Here is a 23,967-nt window from a genome sequence, read left to right on the forward strand (position 1 = left end):
GCGGCGCTGGCGCTTGAGGCCGGTGATCAGAGCCAACAGGTTCTGATCACCGCAAAGCAGTATCAGTCACCCGCCCCACCCATCGGCGTCAGAACCCCAGCGCACCCGGGTTCATCGTCCCCTGCCCGTCCAGATGGGACTTGATGCCGCCCAGCAGATCGCGGCCCGCCGGGTTCATCCGCCCGGTCACGGGATAGAGCCGGCCCACCTGCAGGTGGGCGGCACCATGGCGGTTGTAGAGCGCCACGCATTCGGCCTTCAAACGGCGCATCAGGTCCGCCCCTTCCGGATTGGCGGGATAGCGTGGCAGGCTTGCCGCGGCCGAGGGCTCCAGGATGCGGTCATGGAACGCCGCCCGCTCATCCTCCCAATAGAAAGCCAGCTCATAGAGAAAGCCGTTGGTGGCGATCGTGGAGAACATGGCCGCGGCCTTGATCCCATGCCTTTCCATCGCCGCCGCATGCCCGGCATAAAGCGCTTCCAGGTCGGCCCGGAAGGCGGCGACGCGGCTGAAGGGCAGGATGCCGTGGACAGGTACCCAGCGCTCCCCCTTCGGCCCCAGGATATGGTTCAGCGGCGGGAACGGATAGGCCCGGACCAGGGTCGGCATGGAATTCTCGATCTCCTTGCCGAAGGGGGTGGCAGCGCTGCGGATGCGGCGCAGCATCGACCGTTCCTCGTCCTTGTCGAAGGCATCGACCGTGTAATGGGCGGAATAGTTGATCTTGTCCAGGAACCCGCGGCCGGCGATGACGATGCGAGCCATCTGCACCAGCGATTCCAGCGGCCCGCGTCCGGCCCGGCCGACGGCCAGCAGCATCTTCAGGTCGGATTTCAGGTCGCCCATGCCCAGGCGCTGCTTTTGCAGGAACGGGTCCAGGCCGAACGCCTCCGACGCCACGCCTTCGCGCGCCACGGCGGCCATGGCCCCCAGCATCTCCTCGAAGGTCTGGAAACCGAAGGAAACGCCCGTTGTGACGGGCCGGCGGCGGACCAGGCGCAGGGCGACAGCCATCTTGATGCCAAAGGCCCCGGCATCTCCGCCGAACAGGCCCGTCAGGTCCGGCCCGTAATGGCGGAAGAAGGGCACACCGTTATCCTGCGCCCACGACCCGGTGCGCAGCGTGGACCCGTCGGCCAGCGCCACTTCCAGCCCCAGCAGACTGTCCACCGCCGTGCCGAACACGCCCGTGCCATAGGTCACCGCATTCTGCGACATGGTGCCGCCCACGGTCGCCCGGATGCCGGAAAACGGTCCCCAGAAGGGGGTACGCAGGCCCAGTGGCGCCAAGGCCGCATCCAGCGCCGCCCAGGTGATGCCGGCCTCCACCACGACATACATGTCGGTGGCGTTGATCTCCACGATCCGGTCCAGCGCACCGGTATCCACCAGCACCGCACCCGGCCGGTCCGCCAGATAGCCGTTGGAATAGGACATGCCGCCGCCACGGGGCACAACGGCCACGCCGGCCCGGTGCAGCAGCGGCAGCGCCGCCAGCAGCCCGTCGCGCGTGGCCGGACGGATGACGGCCCGCAGCGGCGCGCCGACGGAGTGGACATCCTGGCCATGGAAGGCCAGCGTATCGGCATCCGTCAGGACGGCATCGTCACCCAGCACATCGCGCAGTTGCGGCAGAAGGTCGGCGGCGGTGGCGTTGGTGTCCGGCATGGTTGGGGGCTTTCCTGGCAAAAAGGGCGTCGCGGGCGCCAGATTGCCAGGATCGGCCATGGGGCAAGCGGACGGACATGCGGGCTGTCCGGCCAGCGGACAGCGTCAATCCTGGAACCGTTCCGGATAGCGCCCCATCAGACCGATCAGTGCAGCCCCCACCAGGAAGCCCACCCCGGCGGCCAGCAGGCCGGCCGTATAGGAGCCCGTGGCGTCATAGAGCCGGCCGACACCCATCGGTCCCAGGCCGGCGCCCAGGGCGAAAAAGCCCAGTTGCCAGCCATAGATCTCGCCATAGGCCCGCAGGCCGAAATAGCGGCTGGCCAGATAGGCGACCAGATCGACCTCCGCCCCGGCCGCCAGTCCGATCAGGACGACAGCGACGATGGCCAGCGCCACCCCACCGCCCCCCACGAGCAGCAGGCCGCATGCCAGCCCCGCCACCAGCAGCACCAGGAACGCCACGGCCGGCCCATAGAACCGGTCGACCAGGACACCGATGCCCAGCCGCCCGGCGATGATGGCAAAGCCCAGCAAGCTGGTGACCCACACTGCCGTGTCCCGGTCCAGCCCACGGCCCGACAGGATTGAAACCAGATGCACGATCAGCGCGGAGACGGCAAAGGATGCGAAAAGAAAGCCGACGCCCAGCATCCAGAACTGGCGCATGCCACGGGCCTGACGCGCCGTGAAGCCGGGCTGTGCGGGGGCACCGGCACCGGCCGGTCCGGCGGCCCCCTTCCCGCCCCCTTCATGGAACAGCAGCCAGACAACGGGCACGCCCAGCGCCAGAACCAGCACCGCCTGCCCCAGATAGGCGGTGCGCCAGCCATGCTCGGCGATCAGCCATTGGGTATAGGGTGGGGCCAGGATGGCGCACACGCCCGTGCCCGTCAGGGTTAAACCCAGGGCCAGACCGCGCGCCTTGTCGAACCCGGCATTGACAGCGCGGGTCCAGACGATGGGCAATGTGCCCGCCCCCAGCACCATGGCGATGCCGAAGGCCAGATAAAAAGTCCAGAGCTGCGCGCCGATCAGGCTGAGCCCCGCCAGGCCGGCGGACAGGCCCACCAGACCGGCCAGCCCCACGCGGCGCCCGCCAAACCGGTCGGCCAGCCGCCCGACCAGCGGCCCCAGCAGCAGGGTGGTCAGCGTGGTCAGGATGGTGGCGCTGGCCAGCGACGTGCGCGACCAGCCGAATTCCTGGGTCAGCGGGCCGATGAAGATGCCCAGCGTGTAGAAGGTCAGACCCGTGATCCCCAGCCCCACCCCCGTTGCCGCCGCCAGCACCAGCCGCCAGCCGCGGCGGAACTCCTCAACCTGACCCATCGTCACACCTTCACGTCAATGCCGGCCGAAACGCGCATAAAGGGCGGCGGCCGTGAGATTGAATAGACCCGGCAGCACCCCGAATGCCAGCATCACGCCTGTCATCGCCTGCGGCGCCTGGGGCAGGCCCGCCATCGACCGGCCCACATCGAAGCCGAACAGCGACAGCACGATGCCGACCAGCAGGGTGCCGCCCAGCGCAAAGCCGATCTTGTCCACCGCGATCCAGGCTGCGGAGTAGAGCCCGGCATGGGCCCGGTCCTCGCCCGCGATGTCAGACATCATGGAGAAGCTGAGCAGTGCCCAGCCGGAATTGAAAATGGCCGCGATGAAGCACAGCGTATAGGCGACCGGGATGCCGGCATCGGCGCTGAGCGACCAGGTGATATAGCTGAGGCCGTACCCGATGGCTGACAGGACATAGACCGGCTTCTTGCCAACCCGCCTGGCCACGGCCACCCACAGCGGCTGGGCCACGATGATGCCGGCGCAGGCCGCCATGATCAGGCCGCCGATAAGCTGAAGCGCCCCCGCCCCCTGCGCCATGTTGTAGGTCAGGAAATAGAGCATGGCGGCATAGGCCATGCCCGAACCCGTCAGTTGCAGCAGATTGGAGGTCAGCAGCACCGAAAAGCGCGGTGCGGCCAGCACACGCAAGGCGGCGCGCGGCGTCAGCCTGTGCAGGGCCGGGGCGGCCGGGGCGCGTCCCGCCTGCCGCGCGGCACGGCCAGCGCCGAAAAAGGCGATCAGCAGGGAAAGGGGGCAGATCACGGCCAGCACGCGGGCCATCCCCTCGTACCCCGCCTGGCCACCACCCAGATACTGCACCACGGCCGGCGCCAGCGCGCCCCCCACCAGCACGCCCGCCGCCGTGAAGACCAGCCGCCAGGCCATGAGAACCGTGCGCTGGTGCGGGTCGTCCGACAATTCCCCCGCGATGGCCAGATAAGGCACGGAGAAGGTGGCGAAAACCGCCATATAGAGGCTGAAGGCACCCGCCACATAGATGACGCGGCCATTCGTGGACAGATCGGCCGGCACATGGAACAGCAGCAGGAAGGCAACCGGGGAACAGAGCGCCCCCGCCAGCAGCCACCAGCGGCGATTGATGCGATGCTTCCAGCGGTCGGACAGGATGCCGACCAGCATGTCGCACCCCACGCCCCAGACCAGCTTGGGCACGAAGATGGCCACACCGGCCAATGCCGGCTCGATCCCCAGCACCGTCGTCATGAAGAACAGCAACAGCAGCGACGGCACGTCGCGGAACACCTGCCCCGCCACCTGCCCGGCGCCATAGCCGACCTGGGACAAGAGACCGAGATGACCGGCGGTCGGCGGGGGCGCTTGGGTAACGGTGGCGGTCATCGGCGATCCCCCGGGGCGATCCTTGGAAACGGTACTGTTTATCGGCAACAAAAAAGGCGGGCGGGCACCCTCGCGCCCGCCCGCCCGTTCATCCGCTTACTTTGCCGCGGCCGGCGGCAGGGTGCGCGGCGGCGGGGGCTGCGGCGGGGTCCAGCCGGCCGGAACCGGGGCCGGAGTCTGTTCGCGCGCATAGTTCTCGATGCTGGACAGGGACGGGCCATAATCCTCCGTCGGGGCGGCCAGCCATTTCGGATCCATGGCGCGGGCGGCCTCCCGCATGTCCGCCGGAATTTCGTCGACGCTGTCATAGGCGCCGAAGCTACAGAAATAGGAGATATGGCCCGGTGCCTGGCCCATCAGCATCCAGGGCAGCCAGGGCGTGATGCGCGACCACGACCCCACGCATTTCACATGGGTTGCCTTCGGATTTTCCAGATCCTTGCGCTTGACCACATAGGTGAACAGTTCCGACACCCGGTTGAAGGCACCGGCGGATTCGCGGACCCATTTGTCGGGCTGCAGGGCGTTGGGATAGAACAGGTGGATGTCGGTGGTCAGGATCACCGTGTCATCCGGGCCATGGCGCCAGTCCAGCAGGAACGGCTCCGGCGGCGGCTTGTCCTTGTTCAGCCCGCCATAGGAAGGCGGCTGCGGGCGGAACTCGCCGATCGTGTAATTGTAGGGGTCGTTGGCGATGGGAACGACGCGCACATCCTCGTTGGTATAAGGATTGTGCCAGGTCTTCATGATCTCCCCGGTCTTGGCATCCCGGTAGAAACCGATCTCGCGCAGCATGCGGCGATAGGAACCGTCTTCCAGCCGCTTGGTGCGCACGAAGCTGAACCCGTCCAGAATGAACAGGGTGCGCACGGGCTCGTTGTCACGCACGCCATAGACATTGCCGCGGAACCAGCCGATCTTCTCCTTGGTCGGGTCGATATCCGCGTCCAGGCGGATATAGGCATCCCGGTTCCATTTCGGGTCCTTGAAGTCGATCTTGGTCTGGAAGGACGGCACCGCGGCCCGGGCCACGCCGGCCCCAATGCCGACGGCGCCCACCGTTGCTGCCGCAGCGGCGAGGCCAAAGCTCTGGCGCCGCGTCAATTCTGGTCCGCTCATATCCCGTTCTCCCATGGTTCCGGTCCACCGGGCACCACTGGTCGGGCACCCGTTCGTCTGTTTGCGGGAGCGACTGTGACGCGGAAGCGTTCGGCCGGGAAATGGTCAAGGCCGGTTACATCCACTAGGTGGTCATAGGCGTGCGGGCACCTTTGCCCCACCCCCCTTCCGGCCCTTCAATGAGGGCCAAGGCAACCTCAACCGCGAACGGGTAAGGCCCATGTTGAACACGTTCCAGCAACAGCCCCATCCAGCACTGCCAAGCCAGACGCATGACGAGGCGGCTCGCCAGGAGTTCACCAAGAGCTTCAAGGGCTTCATCCAGCAGAAACTGCTGCCGGGCCTGACCCCGATCTATAAGAACCGGGTGGCCCCGGCCTTTGAGCGCGAGCATGGTCGCGCGCCGGCCGACCGCCGCGATATCCGCGCCGGCATGGTCCGCGATCTTTATTTCCAGCATTACGCCGCCGCCAACCGTATCGCGCAGGAATTGCTGTGGGAAGCCACCAACCTGTCGGTGGACCGGGAATTGCCGGAACTGATCGAGAAGGCGGCGGAACTGTCGGCCAAGACCAAGGCCAAGCTCGACATTCCGGAGAATTTCGAGGTGCCGCGCTATATCACGGCGCTGGATATCCATTGCATGCCCGGCGGTTATGCCACCGAGGTTGCCGAGAACGACATCAGCGCCGGCGCCCTGTATGACCGGGGCGTGTATTTGTACGCCATGGGCTACATGGGGCCGCTGAATGACGATATGGGCCGGTCGGTCTGTAATTACCTGAAGCGCCGGATGCCGGACTTCAAGCCCAAGCGCATCCTGGACATGGGCTGCACCGTCGGCCATGCCACCCTGCCCTATAAGGAATTGTTCCCCGATGCCGAAGTCTGGGGCATCGATGTCGGGGGCCCTTGCGTGCGCTATGCCCATGCCCGCGCGGCAGGGTTGGGGCTGGAGGTCAATTTCGCGCAGATGAACGCGGAAGAGACGCGCTTCCCCGACGGGCATTTCGATCTGGTGGTCAGCCATATCCTGTTGCACGAGACATCGGCCAAGGCCATGCCGCGCATCTTCAAGGAATGCCATCGGCTGCTGGCACCGGGCGGGCTGATGATCCATGCCGATCTGCCGCCGTTCGACCTGATGGACCCGTTCACCCAATTCATCCTGGATAACGAGACCTGGTACAATAACGAGCCGTTCTGGGGTGCCATGCGCGACATGGACCAGTTCGATCTGGCGGAAAAGGCCGGTTTCGACCGGGCCGATGCCAGGTTCGACACTGCCCCCATGGCCGTCATGGAATTCGCCGCCAGCGAAGCCGCCGGCTATAGCCAGGACGCCGCCAGTGCCGTGGCCGAACGTGAATTCACCGCCGGCGAGTATGCGCCGGGCGGCGGCTGGGAAGTCTTCATCGCCCAGAAGCCCCAGACCATCGCCACCAAGGATGCCGCCTGATGACCAAGACCGCCGACCGCCCCCATGTCGTCAAGGACGCCAAGGGCAAGCGCCCGCAATTCTATGATGCGCCCGGTCTGGATCAGGCCATCTCGATGATCATGGTCATGGCCAACGAGATGTCCGTGCTGCACGACCGCGTCGACAGCATTGAGCGCGTGGCCAAGGCCCAGGGCATCGATCTGGCCGACGGGATCGAAAAGCTGGTGCTGGACCAGGAAGCGCTGGAGGCCCGCGAAGCCTGGCGCCAGGATTTCCTGGAACGCCTGTTCTATCTGATGCGCAAGGAAGCCCGCGAGGCGGCCGAGGCGGATACGAAGGAACGCTACAACAGCACCATAGAAGAGATCGCGCGGGCCTGACACCCCGCGCGTGGTGCCGCCATGGCCACCCGGCCTTGAGCGGCGGGGTCCTGTCACTCCCTCCCTTGCCGCCACCCCCATCTACCCGAGGGGGTGGCGGATTTGTCTGATGGCTTGGGACAGGCCGCCCTATCCAGGTTCAACGGCTCATGCAACTCTCCCTCGACAGCCAAACGCTGCGCCGCAGCCTGGACCAGCCGGCCGGGGTGCCAGAGGTCGTGATGATGATCCCGGCCTATTACCGGCTTTACATGCTGCTGCGCGGGGAATTGCTGGGCAGTACCGGGCGCGGCGTGCCGACCACGCAAAAGGGTCTGGCCGCCCATTACGGCGTTTGCCGTGGGACGGCCAGTGCAGCCTTGGCCCTGTTGAACCGGGACGGGCTGATCAAGCCCGCCCGTCGCGGCCGTCCCCGCCTACTTGACCGTTAGGCGGGCCGGGCCGGTTTCCGACAACCGGCCTGTCAAAGCCTGCAGGGCGGCCTTGTCAGCGCCGGCATGAGCGCGCATGAACAGCACCGACAGGTCCGACGCGATGGCCAACTGGTCGGCCTGCACCGGCCCCGGCAGTTCCGGCCGGCAGATGCCACCGCCGAAATAATGGTCCACCCCATCCAGCACCAGGGCGTAGCGATAGCCGCCGGGGGCCGCTTCCTCATAGGGCAGCAGGTGGCTGCGCCAGTCACCGCCGGGACCGGGGGGAATATCCTTGTCGCCGGTCTGGATCAGGGCCGGCACGGCGAGCGGTGCATAATCCCCCGGATTGATGAAGCCCATGCCGGCCCCCGGCGGGGAGAAGGCCAGCACCGCCCTGGCGCGCGGATCACGCAACGGTGTTTTCACCTCCGGCGGCACGGCGATGGCCGATCCGCCCAGGCAAAGCGCGACAAGGGCGCCATAGGAATGGCCGGCGGCGATATAATCCCCACCCAGATGGTCGGCCAGCGCCCGCACATCCTCAATCCGGGCCGGCCAGCTTGCCATGCCCTGGAACTTGTCGCGGTCGGGATGGTCCGTGCTGTCCACATGCAGCGGCGCATGGACGCTGTAGCCGGCCGTCGTCCAGACATCAACCAGGGGCTGGTACTTCCACGGCGCCGACAAGGCCCCGTGGGAGAACAGGATACGGCCCTTCTCCGCGCCCAGGGCTTTCCAGACAGTGATGGCGACGGCGCGACCGGTGGCGGTCTTAACCGTCAGGTCGGCCGGACGGGGAGCAATCCCCTGGGCCAAAGCCGGCAGCGCCGCCGTGGCGGCCATGGACAGCAGCAATAAGCGGCGAGACAGCAAGGCCATGGAGAGGCTCCGTTTGAGGATAGAGTTCGGGATACCCTCTACCGTCATTCCAGCGAAAGCGGGAATCCAGCTTAAGGCACAATCAGCGCCGATATGAGTCATGTCGCGGCTACCGCCGCTCTCGCTGGATCCCCGCTTTCGCGGGGACGACGATAAAAGGAGGTAGCTTTACGCCGCCCAGTGACGCGGCTTCACCGGAGCCTTCGGCGCCGGCAGGCCGGTCTCGGCCAGGCTATTGGCGCGCAGCGTCTCGATATCGGGACCGAAGTTGAAGATTTCGGTGATCGGGCCACGTTCGGTCCGCATCTTCTCCCGCAACGTCTGCGTGGCATCGACATCGACCTTGCCGTCAACCAGCACCACCCCGTAGCGCTTGGCCCCTTCCACGGTTACCAGACCGCGTTCCAGTTCCAGTTCCAGCAGCTTCGGATCGCGAGCCAGCGGGTCACCCCAGCCGCCACCGCCCCAGGTGATGAAGTGCAACTGGTCGCCGGCTTCAACCGTCAGGTTCTCCAGCTTGTTGCCGACGACAGTCCGGGTGCCGTCCGGCTTTTCCAGAATCTTGCGGGCCCGCGCACCGGGTTCGCCGCCATTCACACCCCAGGGGGAGGTAAACCAGCGGTCGTCATGGATGGCGATCACGCCCGGCTCCAGGAAGCGGTAGGTCATGATGATGCCATTGCCGCCGCGATGCAGGCCGGCACCGCCACTGTCGGCCACCGTCTCATACCGCTCGATCACCAGCGGGAAATAGCGCTCCAGGAACTCGTTGGGCACATTGGTGAAGCCGGGGAACAGGGAGTGCCCGTCCGGCCCATCACCCAGCGGGCGTCCGGGGATGCCGCCGAACCCGATCTGGAACAGTTGGAACCAGCGGCCCTTGGCGTCATAGCCGGAATAGAACAAATGCGGGGAGGAGGAGAAGCCGGCGGCATTCAGGAATTCCGGCGTCTTCTGGCCCAGCAGCCCGCCCATGATGTCGAACAGACGGCCCAGCGCGTGGGTGCGGCCCGAAAGCGCCGACGGGAATTTCGGCTTCAACAGCGAGCCTTCGGGGATCTTCACCCGGATCAGATCGTAATAGCCGTCATTGAACAGGATCTGCGGATCGAAGACCATGATCATGTAGATGCCGAAGAACATCTTCAGCATGTTCTCATTCAGGAGAAAATTGATCGAGGCCTGGCTCTGCGGGTCGGTGCCCTCGAAATCCAGCACCACGATGTCACCCTCACGGTGCATGGTGCAGCGGATCTTGTAGGGGCCGAAGCCCAGGCCGTCATCGCAGAGATAATCCTCGAAGCTGACCTTTTCCTCGCTGATGGAGGTGGCGATCAGATGCTTCATGGCGCGGTAATTGCGGGCCAGCAACTCGTCCGTGGCGGCAGCAAACACATCGTCGCCAAACCGTTCGCACATTTCCACCACGCGGCGCGCGGCGACGCGGCAAGACGCGATCAGGGCGTTCAGGTCGGCCGTACACCATTCCGGCATGCGGGTCTGGGCCATGATCAGCTTGATCACGTCCTCATTATAGAGGCCGTTCTTATAGATCTTCACCGGCGGGATGCGCACGCCTTCCTCGAAGATGGAGGTGGCGTCGATGGGCATGGAGCCGACGACCTTGCCACCAATATCGGACTGGTGACCGAACATCGAGGTATAGGCGACCAGACGGCCATCCTTGAACACGGGCAGCAGGACCAGCCAGTCATTCAGATGGCTGATGGCGCCGCCGACGGAGTAAGGGTCGGACAACATGATCATGTCGCCCTCCTCCACCGTGCCCTCATACCCGTCCAGGAAGGGACCGATATAGGAGCCGAACTGGCCGACGATCATCTGGCCGGTGCGGTCGGCGATTAGCGGGAAGGCGTCACCCTGCTCCCGGATGCCGGGCGACATGGCGGTGCGCACCAGGGTGGCATCCATCTCGATACGGGCATTGCGCAGGGCGTTCTCGATAACCTCAAGCGTCACCGGGTCGATGGTGACCTTGTTGAAGGGGGTGGTATTGGTCTGGATGATCTGTGCGGGCATGGATCACACTCCCCTTCAGCGCGGGTTGATCAGGATATTGCCAACGCGGTCGACCAGGCCGTCGCAGCCGGCTTCGATCAGCGTCGTGCTGTCCATTTCGATGACGATGGCGGGGCCCTGGATCAGATCGCCGGCCTTCAGCTTGGACCGGTCATAGATCACGGCCGGCACCATCTTGCCGTCCATCCACAATTCATGATCGCGGATCTTGGCCGCTGACGGATCGCCATTGCCCTCGGGCAGTTCGGCCGCCGGCAGGTCAAGCACGGGGCCCAGGGCCACGGCGCGCAGGTTCACCAACTCATGCGCGGACTTCATGTTGAAGGTGAACAGGCGGTGATGCTCATCGTCAAAGCGCTTGGTGACGCCGGCCAGCCCGTCGCGATGCAGCGTTTCCGGGTCGATGGATAGCGGCACCTCGAAGGCCTGGCCTTCATAGCGCACATCAATCTCGAACAGGCTGGTGATATCCTCGTCCTTGATGCCCTCGGCCCGCAACTCATCGCGGGTCTGCCTGGCCATGGCATCCAGCACGGCCAGCACTTCCGCCTCATCCGTCTCATCAAACCGGCGGGAGAAGGAGCGGGCGGTCTCGGTACGCATGCGGGTCGTGGCATCACCCAGGGCGCACAGCACGCCGGGGGAGACGGGCGACACGGCCGGCCAGGAACCCATCAGACGCGCCACGGCATTGACATGCAAGGGGCCGGCGCCACCAAAGCCCATCAGGGCAAAGTCACGCGGGTCATAACCCTGCTGAACGGAGATCATGCGCAGCGCGCCGAACATGTTCTCGTTCACGATATCAATGATGCCGCGGGCGGCGGCATAGAGATCAATGCCCAGCGTGTCGGCGATGGTCTGCACCGCCTTCTTGGCACCCTCGCGGTCCAGCTTGAAGGTGCCACCCAGCAGCGCTTCGGGCAGGTAGCCCAGCACGACATTGGCGTCGGTCACGGTCGGCAAGGTGCCGCCCTTGCCATAGGCCACCGGGCCCGGCACGGCACCGGCCGATTGCGGGCCGACGCGCAGCGCCTTGGTCAGTTCCGGCACATAGGCGATGGAGCCGCCACCGGCACCCACCGTCTTCACATCCAGGGACGACGCGCGGACGGCCAGATGGCCAACCTCCGTCGTGCGCACCCGGCGCGGGTCCAGGTTTTCGATCAGCGCCACGTCGGTGGAGGTGCCGCCCACATCCAGGGTCAGGATGTTACGGATGCCGCTATTGGCACCGACCCACAGGGCACCCGTCACGCCGCCGGCCGGGCCGGACATCAGCAGGGAGACGGGATGTTCTTCCGACTTTTCCGACGACATCAACCCGCCATCGGAACGCAGCAGCGACAGGCTGCCGGTAAAACCGCCGCCGCGCAGCTTTTCCCGCAGGTTGCGGACATAACGGCCCACAATGGGGCGGACCGAGGCATTGGCAACCGTGGTCAGCGTGCGCTCATATTCCTGCATCTCGGGCAGGACTTCATGGGAAAGCGACACCGGCACGCCGGGCAGGATTTCTGCCGCCAGTTCACCCACGCGCTTCTCATGCGCACCATTCAGATAGGCGTTCATCAGGGATACGGTGACGGCCTCAACACCGCGCGCCTTCAGCTTTTCCAGGGCGGCACGGATATCGGCATCGTCGATCGGGCGCAGTTCCTCACCATGGGCGGTCATGCGGCCCTTGATCTCGAACGTGTCTTCCAGCTTCGCCAGCGGTTCCGGCTTCGGCCAGACGATCCAGCCCGCCAGACCACCCGGCACGAAGGAGCGCGCGATCTGCATGATCTGGCGATAGCCTTCGGTGACGATCAGGCCGACCTTGGCGCCCTTGCCTTCCAGCACGGCATTGGTGGCAACCGTGGTGCCGTGCAGGAAGAATTCCACGTCCGCCGGGGTGATGCCGGCCTTCTCGCAGATGGCCGTGACGCCGTTCAGGATGCCAACGGAACTGTCGGCCGGCGTGGACGGGGTCTTGTGCCGCCAGAAGGCCCCCGTCTTGTCATTGAACAGCAGCAGGTCGGTGAAGGTGCCCCCCACATCGACGCCCAAGCGGTAACCCATGGTAAACTCCCGTCCTTGGCCCATTTCTGGAAGCGGTCAATTCGCTATCCTGCTGATAGCGGATAAAGGCCGCGTGACCACTTGGCCGGCAGGTGGCTGACCGCTGTGCGGATGGGGCCGGAGACCCAGTCACGGGTTGCCAAAGGCCGGAACGACCAGGCGCGGCACCGCATCGCTACGGGCCGCGCCACAAGTCACTCTCCAATCCCGGCTTTTGCCTTGTCGCAGCCGGTAAAGGCTTACTCTTCAGGTTGCGGCGCCGGCTCCGACCCGGCGGCCGGCTCGTCCTCTGCCGGTGCGGCCTCGGGCGCCGGTGCAGGTGCGGCGGAACCGGTTTCCCGCTTCAGGATGGTGATCAGCGCCTGGCGGGTCGCCGGGTCGGTAATGTTGCCGGAGGAGATGATCATCGAGGTGCCGGGCGCAAAAGCATCCGGATTGGCAAGGAAGCTGCTCATCGCCTCGTCGGTCCAGATTTCCCCGGCCTGGCCGCGTTCCGCCAGCGCCTTGTTGTAGGGGAAATTGGGCACGGCCGCGATGCGCTGGCCCATGATGCCATACAGGTTCGGGCCGACCAGATGCGCGCCATCCTTCTTCATCGTATGGCAGAACACGCACCATTTGAACGTCTCAGCCCGCACCTTGCGCTCGAAATCCGTTTCGGGGGGCAGTTGCTCGATGACCACCGGCGCCTCGTGTGAGGTGATATGCGCCTCCGCTTCCACGACATGGCCCTTGGACAGGGGCGACACGCGGAACAGCATGTGGGGACCGTAAAGACCCAGGGTGACGATGGCCAGGACGCCGATGACGGCCGGGACAAGGCCCCGCTTGGGCTCGCTGCCCGTGGCATGCGTGGTCCGGCCGCGCCGGATCAGCCAGGCCAGTCCCCAGACGGCCCCACAGATGGCCAGGAAGATCAGGACAGCCGCCGGCCCGCGGTCATAGGATTTGAAGGTCGACAGCGCAAAGACCGAACTGGCGAAGCTCAACAGCGCGTAAAGCCCGTAACCCCGTGGAAAGGCGGAGAACAGCCCGCGCCCATGCCGGAACAGCATCCACACGGCCGTCAGCAGGGCCGTCAGCTTGATCAGCAGCAGGCTGGTGGAGGAACCGGAGTGGAAATAGCCCGTGAACAGCCAGACGTCCCTATTCTCCCCCATCAGGGCCGGAACCGGGATCGGGCCGAAATGCAGGGACATGCCATGGCTCCACACCACCAGCACGCCCAGCAGCGGCGCGATGAAGAACAGGATGTAGGTGGTGTTCACCACCGCCATCACCCAGCTTCGCGCACGCGGTGGCAGCGGGGCCTGGGGGCCGGGCGCGCAGCCCTTGAACCATTGCCACAGCCGGATCGACACGATGATGAACAGGGCCGTGCCCAGCAGATAATGCCAGCCGCGCAACTGTTCGCGGATGGGCGCCAGCTTGTCGGCGCGCAACAGGAACGTGGTCAGCAGGTCATGCGCCAGGACCAGCACGGGAAATGCATAAGCAAGGATGATATCACTGGGCTTGTTGCCTTCTTGCCGGTCCATGACCTGCTCCCTGTTGGATATCGTTGTTGAGGCGGGCGGAAGCGGCCGGTCAGATCCTTTCCAGGATCTCCATGGCGGCCGCCTCGCCCGTTTCCATGGCGCTTTCCATGCCATGTTCCAGGCGGCGCAGATGCTCGCCCGCGAAATGGATACGGCCGGCGGGCTTACCCATGTCGGCGGCGAAGCGCTTCACCTGGCCCGGTGCATAGAAATGCTTGTTGCCGCCCACGAACGGGTTGCGGCCCCAGCTATAGCCGACCTTGTATTCCAGGGCACCGGCCATGGATGGCCGGATGCGCGCCAGTTCGGCCAGCACCAGTTCCACCTGCCGGTTGGTGTCGCGATCGTCCCAGCGGGTGGCGCCGTCGCCATTGACCCAGACGATCATCGTGTCGATGGCGCCGGTCGTCGGGCTTTTCAGTGCGAAGGCGCGTTCAAAGGCATAGTTGCTCCAGATCGACGGCGGCAGGCCATCCTGCTCCCAATAGGGCCGGGTGATCTTGAAATGGAATTGTGTCGTCGCCGAATAGCGCGCGCCGACCACGGCATCGGCCTGTACATCCGGCAGGCCGGGTGTGAAACGGATGCGGCGGACGGCGCTGAACGGGGCCGCCATCACCACGAAACGGGCCGTCAGCACATCACCTGTGGCCAGGAAGACCTTGGCCTGGTCGGCCGTCTGGTCGATGGCGATGACAGGGCTGTTCAGGCGGACCGGGTTCTTCAGCGCCGCGGCCATGGCGGTGGGCAGCACGTCCGACCCACCGACGATATAGGAGCGTTCCGCCGCCATGGCGGCCCCGCCATATTGCGGCTTGTTGGGGTCGTTGAACCCTTCCACCCGGGCACGGGCCATGTCGCGGAAGATCGACAGGGCGGAAACACCCTCCAGGCTGGCGCCGTTCAGGTCGATATCGGCCAGACGGATCGCCGCTTCCGACACGCCCTTGGAGCGCATCAGCTCGGCCGCCGACACGTCATAGGCCAGGTTGGCCGGGTCGAGCCAGGCATTGGTCTGCTTGAAGGGCAGCCAGTCGAACATCAGTCGGTTTTGCAGGATGTAGGGCAGGAATTCCCGCTCGCGGCCGCGGGTCTGGTTGACGGACGAGCCGGCCCAATCGGCCGGCAGGACGGCGGTGCCGTCGACATGCAGCAGGAAATCGGTGCCCTTCGCGCCATCGGTGGTCAGGCCGATATTGTGGCGGGCACAGGCATCCCGCACCCGGCCGTAAAGGGCACCCACCTCGCTGCCGCCCAGTTCGGACTGATAACCATCGACACGGGCCGTCCGCAGGCGGCCGCCCACACGGTCCGATGCCTCCACGACCTGCACGGTCAGGCCCTGTTCCTCCAGCATCGATGCCGCGTTCAGGCCGGCAAGGCCGGCGCCGACAATGACGACATCGACATTCTTCGGCCCTGCGGCCCAGCCGCGCGACGAGATGACAAGCGGTGCCGCCAGCATCGAGCCGACCAGGGCGCGACGGGACAGGGAGGGGAAAAGGTGGGTAACTGTCATGGATCAGGGTTCTTCCAGCCAGATCAAACCAGATGAAGCGGGTTCCCCCCGACCCTTGCGGGCCGGGGGGAACGGGCAAGCCTTCCGATGCGTCAGAACTTCGCCGTGGCGGTCAGACCAAGGCGACGGCCTTCGCCATGATAGACTTCCATGACGCGCTGCGTACCGACAGAGTACAGGCGCGGCTGCTGGATGACGTTGGCGTTGTACTTTTCGTCCGTCAGGTTGGTCACCCAGGCAGCGATGCTGTACTGGTCGCTTTCCAGGGCCAGCCGCAGGTTAGCCAGGGTCCGCTCGCCAAAGCTGGTGACGTTCAGGCTGTTGGTGTAGGACTTGCCCATGTAATTCAGATCCACACGGCCGCTCAGATCCCAATCCGCCGAAACCGGGACGTCCACGGTGGCATTCAGGTTGTACTGAAGCTTGACCGAGCGTGCCGGGCGGTGCCCCTCGATTGATGCCTGGATGCCGCGGCCGGGGATAGTGACCATCTCGCATGCCGTGGACGGGTTGCCGCACTGCGCCGAATAGGCCGGATCATAGGCACCCTTGCCGAACTTGGGGTCCGAATAGGTGACGCCGCCGCCCAGCGTCAGGATATCGGTGGCCCGGAACTGGGTCTGCGCCTCGAAACCGTTGGTCTTCATCTCACCGACATTGGTGATGATGGCCTGCACGACCGCCGGGTTGCTGGAGAAGGTGCTGATCTGCAAATTCGTCCAGTCCACGCGGAACACCGAGGCGTTCAGCATGAGGCGGCGATCGAACAGCCAGGACTTGACGCCCGCTTCGTAGGTCCAGTTCTCCTCCTCGTCGAAGGTCAGCTCAGCCGCGCTGAGGCCGCCCACGGCGTTGAAGCCACCCGACCGCACGCCCTTGGCGGCCGACGCGAACAGGAAGATATCCTCCGTCGCCTTGTAATCCACCGTAAAGCGCGGGGTGAAGCTCTTGAACTCTGCCGTCAGCGGCTGCGCACCCGGACAGGGGCCGTAGGCGCCGAAGAAGGTGATGAGGCAATGGTCGCTCTTGCGATCGATATTGTAACGGCCTTCCGCGGACACGCGCAGCCCGTCAACAACCTCGTAGCCGAGCGAACCGAACAGCGACTTCGTGACATTCTGGCGATAGTTCAGGCTGGACAGGAGCTGTGTGGCGTTGCTATCGGGAACGAGTTGCAGGTTTGCCAAACCTGCCATGGCACCCGTTCCGGCCGGCATACCCGGCAGCATCTGCACAAGCCGCTCGTTGCTGTTCAGACCCGCGGCACTGGTGCCGGCACGTGATTGCGACTCCACGTTGGACTGGAAGAAGAAGGCACCCGCCAGCCACTGGAACCGGTCGCCGTCGGGCGACTGGATGCGCAGTTCCTGGCTCTTCGTCACCACCTGCTCGTTGTTCAGAAGGGTGGAATTGGCGCGCACGGTGCGCGTGTAGGTGCCCGTCGTCGCCCCGCAGGTGGAACCCACGGTGCAGACCCCGAACAGGCTGCCATTGCCGGTCACGTCATAATCGTTGGTGGCGGTCACGGCAGAGCTGGTAATGCCGCTGACGCTGACGATGGAGAAACTATCGAACTCGTACTCCAGTTCCAGGGCCGCCTGACGGGAACGGGAGGTGGCCTCCGGGATACCCTTCGTCAGGTCAATGGGCATGCCTTCCGGCACAGACCCGCAATAGAGCATGTAGGCTTGGCTCTGGGCGTTGAAGGCACCGCAATTATGGCTTTCGATCGGGTTCAGCGACATGCCTGTATTTTCGATCGTCGACTTGGTCGCAAAGCCGGTCAGCGTGGCCGTCAGCCGGTCGGTCGGCAGGAATTCCAACGCGATGGACGCGCCGCGCTTCTCATAACCACCCAGATTGTCCGACGGATCGTTCTGGTTCTTGAACGTGCCGTCGAAGGTGGAATAGGCCGCCGCGATGCTGGCGTAGAGCTTATCCTCGATGATCGGCTTGGAGAGCGACACGCGGCCCCGGTAATCCTTATCCGTGCCCATCGTGACGGAGGCCGTGCCTTCCGCCTGGCGGGCCGGGCGGGCCGTGGTGATGCCGACGGCACCCGCGAAGGTGGAACGGCCGTAAAGCGCGCTCTGCGGCCCCTTCACGACGTCGAGCTGGCCGATCTCGACCACCTGGAGGATGTCGGCCGTGTTACGGCTGGTCTGATAGATGCCATCAATGAACAGGCCGACATTGGCTTCGACGTTCAGATCGTTGGACGAGTTCGCCGGCGCCAGGCCACGCACATAGATGTTGGTGAAGGTGCCGCCCGTGATCGTGCTGACCGTGATGCCCGGCGTGGAATTGCCGAGATCGGTCAGACTGGTGATATTGCGTTCGGCCAGATCCTCGGAGGAATAGGCCTGGATGGCAATGGGAACGGTCTGCACATCCTCGCGGCGCTTACGGGCGGTGACGATGATCTCTTCGAGCACCAGATTGCCATCAGCAGCCAGTGCAGCCGGAACCACAGCCGAAGCGGCGAACGCACCGACCATCGCGGACGTGGTCAAGGCGATAAACTTGGAACGATACATGAAGCCCCCTTACATTCTTCGATCATTCGATAGGCTTACTGTCCGGCGCCAAGTTCCCGTTTTTGGCGGCTGCGCATTATTTCGGTGACATGTCGGGTTACTTGGACGCAACCCATGGTTCGACGCGCTCAGCCTGCTAGCCGGAATGTTGCCAGCACGGTCAGCTAATTCCTTTGACGAACTTTCCTCAACCTCCCCGCCTGCGCTGTCCACCAGACGGATAACGAAAGGCCCGCCCCCGGAAAGACCGGAGGCGGGCCAGAATTAAAAGCATTTCCGCTGGTTTGTCGCCGACAGCCACACGGCCGTTGCCACCTGCCCCACCTTGTATCCTTTTGTCCATCAAGCGGACAATGCCACGACGAGCCGGGCAGCACTTGGCATGTAGCGGGATATGGTCGATGCTTACCGATCCGTTGGGGAAAGCATGAAACAGATCGCATCTCTGCTGATGGCCGCCATCCTGCTGTCCGGTACCAGCACGGTCGCATTGGCGACCGGGGGCACGCCACCATCCTTCGCCGATCAGACACCACCGCCGGCACCGGACTATGCCAGGCCGGAGGCATGGGCCGCGCGGGCCGGTGCCCCCGGAGCAAGCAGTATCCGCCCGCCGGGCGCGGAGGCTGCCCCGTCGGACGCAGCGGTTGATGTCTTCTATGTCCACCCCACCACTTACCGCAGCAAGGGAAGCTGGAACCAGGACATCGCCGACACGGCGACCAACGCCTGGACAGACGCCAGCGTCATCGCCCGGCAGGCTGGCGTGTTCAACGGCTGCTGCCGCATCTACGCCCCTCGCTACCGCCAGGGTTCAACCCTGTCCTTCATGGCCATGGACGGTGACGGGGGCCGCGCGTTCGATCTGGCCTATACCGACGTTGAACGCGCCTTCGACCACTACCTGAAGCATGACAACAAGGGCCGTCCCTTCATCCTGGCCGGCCACAGCCAGGGTGCGCGCCATCTGATGGTGCTGCTGGAACGCCGCATCGACGGGACGGAACTGGCCCGGCGCATGGTCGCGGCCTATGTGGTCGGCGTGAACCTGTCCGAAGGCGATTTCGGCAAGACATACAAGAGCCTGACCGCCTGCGACACACCCGCGCAAACCGGTTGTGTCGTCGGCTGGAACGCCACGCTGGCGCAAACGGATATCCCCATGGTTTCCGCCGCCGGCGAACGGCGCTATGTGGAGTGGTACGGCGACGATCCAGGCAAGCGCATCCTGTGCATCAACCCCGTCAGCTTCGACCGCGGCAAGCCGGAAACGACAGCCGACCAGGCGCTGGGCGCCGTCCCCGGCGCACCGGGCGAGGGCGCGATGCAGGCGACGCAGCCCGGTGCGGTGGCGGCCCGCTGCGTGAACGGCTTCCTGGTGGTGGAACCGGCGGCGGGGCTGGATCTGACACCCCTGCCCGGCGGCAGCATGCATTACCATGATTATGGTCTGTTCTATGCCGACATCCGGACCAATGCGCGGCTGCGGATCGATGCCTTCCTGAAGGCGGCCAGACAGTAATACCAACTTGCGATGAGTAGAACTCATCGCAAGTTGGTTCGGCGGCGACCGCCGCCGCGCCGCTCGTGCGGCGTAGCCAAGCCAACGAATGTTGGCGCCGGCGATTGAGGGCAGTGATCAGAACCAATAGGTTCTGGTCACCGCAAAATAGTATAATGCCGGTTGGCGCGCAGTTGTGCCTGCTGATGTGGATGCCGGGGCCTGAAACCCGGTGACCGGTTGCGATCAGAAAAAGCCCCGCCAGCGACTGCCGGCGGGGCTTTCCTTTGGACCGTCGCCGGCCCCTGCGATCAGAACTTGCGGGTCAGCGTGCCGCGGATGCGGCGCGGCTCGCCATAATAGTACCCGTTAAACACCGACGTCAGGTACAGCTTGTCGGAGCAGTTCTTGCACTCCACGCCCAGGCGCCATGCCTCGTCATCGGACAGATAGCTGACGGACAGGTTGTAGAGCGTGTAGGACCGGGCGAACGTGTCCAACGCCGTCGGGGTCTGGGCCGACGGGGTGCTGTTGGACGCCGTGGTCCAGAAGCCACCCGTATGGTTGGCCTCGCCGGAGAAGGTCAGCGAACCGTGCAGCGCTTCCACCGGCACCGTATAGGTGGCACCCAGGGCCAACGACCGCTTGGGCAGGCGCGACAGCTCGTCGGTCGGGTCGATGGCGTTGACATAGGCACCCGTCGGGCTGACGAAGGACTGCGCCGCCGGGTTCACCCAGGTATATTTGCCATCCTGCAGGCCCAGCGTGGCGAAGACGTCAAGACCACGCGCCGGACGCACCGACAGCTCGAACTCCAGGCCCTTCACGCGGATGTCGCCGGCATTGTCCTGGGTGGACAGGGTGGTGCCGGGGATGGGGCCGGGTGTGGTGTAGGAAAGCTGGAGATTGTCCGTTTCGGCAATGAAGCCCGTGACATTGAAGCGGACCCGGCGATCGAACAGGTCGCTCTTCATGCCCGCCTCATAGGACCAGGCCGTTTCCGGCGACATGTCCTGGAAGGTTTCCGGCAGATAGGCGGTACGGCTGTTCCAGCCGCCCGACTTGTACCCGTTGGTCGCCGAGGCGAACAGCATGATATCCGGATCGACCTTGTAGTTCACACCGAACTTCGGCGTCACCTTGTTGGTTTCCAGCCGCGTGGCCATGCCGGCGGCCACGATGTCGGCCGTCGTCATCCCCCCATAGGAGGTCGGGCGCAGGTCCAGCTTCTTGACCTCGTTGGTGTAGCGCACGCCGGCAATGGCCGTCAGCGCATCCGTCAGGGCATAATCGAACTGGGCATAGGCGGCATAGGACGTGGTCTTGTTGCGGATGTCGCGCACGCTGGAATAGCCGGGCACGCCATTGCAGGTCATGTTGCCGTCGCCATAGAGACCGGCCGAGCAGGACAGGGAGGTGCCGAACACCTGGCCGGCCAGCGTGCTGTTATTCTCATAGAAATAATACAGGCCCGCCACGTAGCTCAGCCGGTCGCCGAAATTGCCGGCGGCCTTGAACTCCTGGCTGAACATGTCGTACCCGCCGGCATTGGTCAGGTAGAAGGGCAGCGGCACCGTGGTGCGCGACGCCGGCAGCGAGAAGTCCAGCACGAAGCTCTGATTGATGGTGCGATAGCCCGTGATGGACTCGATCGACACATCATCCAGGCGCCATTCGATATTGGCGGTCACGGCCGTCGTGTCGTAATCGGCACGCACGCCGCGGTTGGCCAGCGCATCCGCCACCTCGTCCGACGTGCCGCCCTTCGTGGAGCCGCGCAGGATCGTCTCGCGGTTGTCACGTGCGAAGGTGCGCAGATACAGGCCCTGGCCGTCCATATGCTCCAGCGCCACATCGACGGTCACATCGTCGTTGGGCAGGAAGCGCACGGCACCACGGGCACCCCAGTTGGTCAGCGAGTTGAGCCGCTCACCATTGGCGACATTGGTCACATAGCCCCTGTCATCGGTATAGAAGCCGGTGAACTTGGTCAGCACCTTCTCGCTGACGGGAACGTTCACGTCGCCGCGCAGCAGGATCTGATCATAGGAACCGTAGCTGGCCTGCATGAAGCCGCCAAATTCCTCGCTGGGCTTCTTCAGCTTTACCGAGATGGCGCCGCCCGTGGAATTGCGGCCGAAGGTGGTGCCCTGCGGACCACGCAGCACTTCCATCTGTTCAAGGTCGAAATAGCCGTAATTATTCGCGTTCTGACGCGGCAGCACGACATCGTCGACATAGGTGGACACGGCCGGATCGATGGTGGCGATCTGTTCGGTGGAGCCGAGGCCGCGGATGTAGTAGGTGTTGGCGCTGGCCACACCGGTATTGTTGGAACCATAAAGGTTCGGCACGGAGCGGACGAGATCCAGCGTGGAACTGATCTGACGGGTCTCCAGGTCGGCCGCCGTGAAGGCCGACACCGCCAGCGGCACGTCCTGCAGGCTCGCGGCGCGGCGGGTTGCCGTCACCACGATCTCTTCAAGCTGCAAACCGTCGCTCTGGGCCTGGGCCAGGGACGGAATGGCCAGCGCCAGCAGGGACAGCGATGCCCCCAGCTTCAACGCCGATTTCTTGCGCACGGAATTCGGGTTCGTAAAGGTCATGTCGCCAGCCTCCTGTTTGGGGTCCTTCAGCGGGAGGTTCATGCCGCCCGTCTCTTTGGAACACATTGATATAACAATATACCAAAAGGAAGGGCTTTTTTGATTAAGTCCGGACATATTTTTTCGGATACGGACTTAATTCTTTATTTTCAATATGTTGGCCGCGCGGCATGGGGCCGCCCCCAGGCTGCCGGCGCCCCTTCCGGCAACACCGGATCGAAGGCGGGGCGGTACTGGACGGGATGCCGCGCCTCGCTCCATTGTGTGCTGATTTTGTTGGCACCGGGGCTGCGCATCAGCATAAGGAAGCCGAATTCCGACACGTGCAGCCCATGCCAGATACCCGGCGGACGGTAGAAATAGGCGCCGTCACGCATGACACCCTGCGGTGATTTCATCTCGCCCTGGATCAGGAACATCTCCTCCCCATGGGGGTGGCGTTCCAGCGGCAGGTCGGGCGTGGAAGGAAACCCGTGCGGCAGGCCTGCCAGCAGGAAGGTGCGCCCGCTGTCACCCGGCCCCAGCCGCAGCACCTTGCGGGCATTGTGCATATGGCGCAGTTGCGGATCGTAAGTCGATACGTCCCAGGGCAGAGCCAGGCAATCCAACAGGATGGCGGGATCATCCTGGCCGGCGGGCACCGGCCGCGCCTCGCCGATCTCCAGCACAAGGGCGCCCGCGCTGGTCTGCCAGGTCAGGGCCGGGGTGCCCGCGGGCCGGTAGCCATAGGCATGCGCACCTAACACACGCCCGTCGATGGCGATCTCCCCGTCCAGAACATAAAATTCCAGCGACAGGCCGGCACGGGGCTGTGGCGCGCGGCCGCTACCGGCCGGATAGCGGCGCAGGACGGTGCCGTCGCCATTGTCCGGATCGATATTCAGCCGTTTCACGGCCGTGCCGTCGCCCGCGTCCTGCCACTCGACCGACTGCGACTGCACGAATTCCACGTGCGGGCGGGCCATCAGACCGCCACCGGCTGCGTGCGGTCCTGTTCGGCCGGGTCGCGTTCGACCAGGTTGATCAGGAACCCGTCAGGATCACGCAGACAAACCTCCATCTGCTGGCGATGCGGCATATTGAACAGGGTGGCATCGGGCGCCCAGCTTGCACCGGCGGCACGGCAGGCCTCGATGGCCGGGGTGATGGGCTTGGCATAGATCACCAGCGCCACCTCGCCGATGCGCGGCGGACCATCGGACAGGGGCAGCGCCTCGGGCACGGGGTCCGTCACCTCGAACAGGCCCACCATGCCGAAATTCGGGCCACCGGCCCGCTTCAGGATGCAGCAACGCACCTTGCTGGTCGGCGGAATGGCCAAGACGACGGCCGATGACGGGCCATCCAGCGGCCCTTCGAAGTAAACGGCATCGAAGCCCAGGGCGCGATAGAACCGGACCGACCGGTCCAGGTCGCGCACGAACAGGGCGGCACGGATAAGCGCGGACAATTGGTGGGCCACCGAACCCCTCCTTTTCTCATGGAACGGGGAAGGACAAAGCCACGCCTGCATATTTTCGTATGCAAGCCATCGCATATCGCCGCGATCCCCGCAAGTGGG

The 23,967-nt window shown here is 64.8% G+C and carries 17 protein-coding genes; 4 read left to right on the forward strand and 13 right to left on the reverse strand.

Features of this window, described 5'->3' with window-relative positions:
- Window positions 1–88 precede the first annotated feature (88 nt).
- The 4 genes from ACM9LZ_RS16700 to ACM9LZ_RS16715 all read right to left on the reverse strand — a co-directional run bounded on the left by ACM9LZ_RS16700 (window position 89) and on the right by ACM9LZ_RS16715 (window position 5,485).
- Window positions 89–1,669 carry an FAD-binding oxidoreductase gene (locus ACM9LZ_RS16700; protein ID WP_416620633.1) on the reverse strand — a complete coding sequence of 527 codons (1,581 nt, stop codon included), beginning with the start codon at window positions 1,667–1,669 and terminating at the stop codon, window positions 89–91.
- 105 nt (window positions 1,670–1,774) lie between these two features.
- Window positions 1,775–2,998 carry an MFS transporter gene (locus ACM9LZ_RS16705; protein WP_416620634.1) on the reverse strand — a complete coding sequence of 408 codons (1,224 nt, stop codon included), beginning with the start codon at window positions 2,996–2,998 and terminating at the stop codon, window positions 1,775–1,777.
- Window positions 2,999–3,013: 15 nt separating this feature from the next.
- A complete protein-coding gene (locus ACM9LZ_RS16710) occupies window positions 3,014–4,366 on the reverse strand; it encodes an MFS transporter (protein ID WP_416620635.1) in 1,353 nt (450 codons plus the stop codon).
- Window positions 4,367–4,462: 96 nt separating this feature from the next.
- Window positions 4,463–5,485, reverse strand: coding sequence for a DUF1838 family protein (locus ACM9LZ_RS16715; RefSeq protein ID WP_416620636.1), 1,023 nt, complete (start codon window positions 5,483–5,485; stop codon window positions 4,463–4,465).
- Between the two features lie 220 nt (window positions 5,486–5,705).
- On the opposite strand from ACM9LZ_RS16715, the gene ACM9LZ_RS16720 reads away from it, so the two are divergent.
- From ACM9LZ_RS16720 to ACM9LZ_RS16730, 3 genes are all read left to right on the forward strand, one after another.
- Window positions 5,706–6,944 carry a class I SAM-dependent methyltransferase gene (locus ACM9LZ_RS16720; protein ID WP_416620637.1) on the forward strand — a complete coding sequence of 413 codons (1,239 nt, stop codon included), beginning with the start codon at window positions 5,706–5,708 and terminating at the stop codon, window positions 6,942–6,944.
- A complete protein-coding gene (locus ACM9LZ_RS16725; protein ID WP_416620638.1) occupies window positions 6,944–7,306 on the forward strand; it encodes a hypothetical protein in 363 nt (120 codons plus the stop codon). The genes ACM9LZ_RS16720 and ACM9LZ_RS16725 overlap by 1 nt, the downstream gene beginning before the upstream one ends.
- A 149-nt stretch (window positions 7,307–7,455) precedes the next feature.
- On the forward strand, window positions 7,456–7,737 hold the full coding sequence (locus ACM9LZ_RS16730; protein ID WP_416620639.1) for a GntR family transcriptional regulator: 282 nt from the start codon (window positions 7,456–7,458) through the stop codon (window positions 7,735–7,737).
- On the opposite strand, the gene ACM9LZ_RS16735 is transcribed toward ACM9LZ_RS16730, so the two are convergent.
- The 6 genes from ACM9LZ_RS16735 to ACM9LZ_RS16760 all read right to left on the reverse strand — a co-directional run bounded on the left by ACM9LZ_RS16735 (window position 7,723) and on the right by ACM9LZ_RS16760 (window position 18,299).
- Entirely contained in the window at window positions 7,723–8,601 is an 879-nt protein-coding gene (locus ACM9LZ_RS16735; RefSeq protein WP_416620640.1) for an alpha/beta hydrolase family protein, read from the reverse strand. The two genes, ACM9LZ_RS16730 and ACM9LZ_RS16735, sit on opposite strands and share 15 nt — an antisense overlap.
- 168 nt (window positions 8,602–8,769) lie before the next feature.
- Window positions 8,770–10,641, reverse strand: coding sequence for a hydantoinase B/oxoprolinase family protein (locus ACM9LZ_RS16740; protein ID WP_416620641.1), 1,872 nt, complete (start codon window positions 10,639–10,641; stop codon window positions 8,770–8,772).
- 15 nt (window positions 10,642–10,656) lie between these two features.
- Window positions 10,657–12,705 (reverse strand): hydantoinase/oxoprolinase family protein, encoded by a 2,049-nt coding sequence (locus ACM9LZ_RS16745; protein WP_416620642.1) that lies wholly within the window; start codon window positions 12,703–12,705, stop codon window positions 10,657–10,659.
- A gap of 239 nt (window positions 12,706–12,944) precedes the next feature.
- The gene (locus ACM9LZ_RS16750) at window positions 12,945–14,243 is read right to left on the reverse strand and encodes a c-type cytochrome (protein ID WP_416620643.1); all 1,299 of its coding nucleotides are present in this window, start codon (window positions 14,241–14,243) and stop codon (window positions 12,945–12,947) included.
- A 49-nt stretch (window positions 14,244–14,292) separates the two neighbouring features.
- Window positions 14,293–15,762: a flavin monoamine oxidase family protein gene (locus ACM9LZ_RS16755; RefSeq protein WP_416620644.1), complete on the reverse strand. Its 1,470-nt coding sequence runs from the start codon at window positions 15,760–15,762 to the stop codon at window positions 14,293–14,295.
- Between the two features lie 92 nt (window positions 15,763–15,854).
- A complete protein-coding gene (locus ACM9LZ_RS16760; RefSeq protein ID WP_416620645.1) occupies window positions 15,855–18,299 on the reverse strand; it encodes a TonB-dependent receptor in 2,445 nt (814 codons plus the stop codon).
- Window positions 18,300–18,726: 427 nt separating this feature from the next.
- Between ACM9LZ_RS16760 and ACM9LZ_RS16765 the strand changes: the two genes are divergently transcribed.
- Window positions 18,727–19,821, forward strand: a complete 1,095-nt coding sequence (locus ACM9LZ_RS16765; RefSeq protein ID WP_416620646.1) for a DUF3089 domain-containing protein — start codon at window positions 18,727–18,729, stop codon at window positions 19,819–19,821.
- Between the two features lie 290 nt (window positions 19,822–20,111).
- Here ACM9LZ_RS16765 and ACM9LZ_RS16770 read toward each other — a convergent pair whose 3' ends face one another.
- From ACM9LZ_RS16770 to ACM9LZ_RS16780, 3 genes are all read right to left on the reverse strand, one after another.
- Window positions 20,112–22,448: a TonB-dependent receptor gene (locus ACM9LZ_RS16770; RefSeq protein ID WP_416620647.1), complete on the reverse strand. Its 2,337-nt coding sequence runs from the start codon at window positions 22,446–22,448 to the stop codon at window positions 20,112–20,114.
- 107 nt (window positions 22,449–22,555) lie between these two features.
- Window positions 22,556–23,371, reverse strand: a complete 816-nt coding sequence (locus tag ACM9LZ_RS16775) for a cupin domain-containing protein (protein ID WP_416620648.1) — start codon at window positions 23,369–23,371, stop codon at window positions 22,556–22,558.
- Window positions 23,371–23,856, reverse strand: coding sequence for a VOC family protein (locus ACM9LZ_RS16780; RefSeq protein ID WP_416620649.1), 486 nt, complete (start codon window positions 23,854–23,856; stop codon window positions 23,371–23,373). Before ACM9LZ_RS16780 ends, ACM9LZ_RS16775 begins: the two co-directional genes overlap by 1 nt.
- Window positions 23,857–23,967: the final 111 nt, after the last annotated feature.

Source organism: Niveispirillum fermenti (genome assembly GCF_048066175.1).
Classification (GTDB): domain Bacteria; phylum Pseudomonadota; class Alphaproteobacteria; order Azospirillales; family Azospirillaceae; genus Niveispirillum; species Niveispirillum fermenti.

Excerpts from the sequence above, each read along its gene's own strand:
- ACM9LZ_RS16700 (WP_416620633.1), bottom strand. The coding sequence starts at position 1,669 with ATGCCGGACACCAACGCCACCGCCGCCGACCTTCTGCCGCAACTGCGC.
- ACM9LZ_RS16705 (WP_416620634.1), bottom strand. The coding sequence starts at position 2,998 with ATGGGTCAGGTTGAGGAGTTCCGCCGCGGCTGGCGGCTGGTGCTGGCG.
- ACM9LZ_RS16710 (WP_416620635.1), bottom strand. The coding sequence starts at position 4,366 with ATGACCGCCACCGTTACCCAAGCGCCCCCGCCGACCGCCGGTCATCTC.
- ACM9LZ_RS16715 (WP_416620636.1), bottom strand. The coding sequence starts at position 5,485 with ATGAGCGGACCAGAATTGACGCGGCGCCAGAGCTTTGGCCTCGCCGCT.
- ACM9LZ_RS16720 (WP_416620637.1), top strand. The coding sequence starts at position 5,706 with ATGTTGAACACGTTCCAGCAACAGCCCCATCCAGCACTGCCAAGCCAG.
- ACM9LZ_RS16725 (WP_416620638.1), top strand. The coding sequence starts at position 6,944 with ATGACCAAGACCGCCGACCGCCCCCATGTCGTCAAGGACGCCAAGGGC.
- ACM9LZ_RS16730 (WP_416620639.1), top strand. The coding sequence starts at position 7,456 with ATGCAACTCTCCCTCGACAGCCAAACGCTGCGCCGCAGCCTGGACCAG.
- ACM9LZ_RS16735 (WP_416620640.1), bottom strand. The coding sequence starts at position 8,601 with ATGGCCTTGCTGTCTCGCCGCTTATTGCTGCTGTCCATGGCCGCCACG.
- ACM9LZ_RS16740 (WP_416620641.1), bottom strand. The coding sequence starts at position 10,641 with ATGCCCGCACAGATCATCCAGACCAATACCACCCCCTTCAACAAGGTC.
- ACM9LZ_RS16745 (WP_416620642.1), bottom strand. The coding sequence starts at position 12,705 with ATGGGTTACCGCTTGGGCGTCGATGTGGGGGGCACCTTCACCGACCTG.
- ACM9LZ_RS16750 (WP_416620643.1), bottom strand. The coding sequence starts at position 14,243 with ATGGACCGGCAAGAAGGCAACAAGCCCAGTGATATCATCCTTGCTTAT.
- ACM9LZ_RS16755 (WP_416620644.1), bottom strand. The coding sequence starts at position 15,762 with ATGACAGTTACCCACCTTTTCCCCTCCCTGTCCCGTCGCGCCCTGGTC.
- ACM9LZ_RS16760 (WP_416620645.1), bottom strand. The coding sequence starts at position 18,299 with ATGTATCGTTCCAAGTTTATCGCCTTGACCACGTCCGCGATGGTCGGT.
- ACM9LZ_RS16765 (WP_416620646.1), top strand. The coding sequence starts at position 18,727 with ATGAAACAGATCGCATCTCTGCTGATGGCCGCCATCCTGCTGTCCGGT.
- ACM9LZ_RS16770 (WP_416620647.1), bottom strand. The coding sequence starts at position 22,448 with ATGAACCTCCCGCTGAAGGACCCCAAACAGGAGGCTGGCGACATGACC.
- ACM9LZ_RS16775 (WP_416620648.1), bottom strand. The coding sequence starts at position 23,371 with ATGGCCCGCCCGCACGTGGAATTCGTGCAGTCGCAGTCGGTCGAGTGG.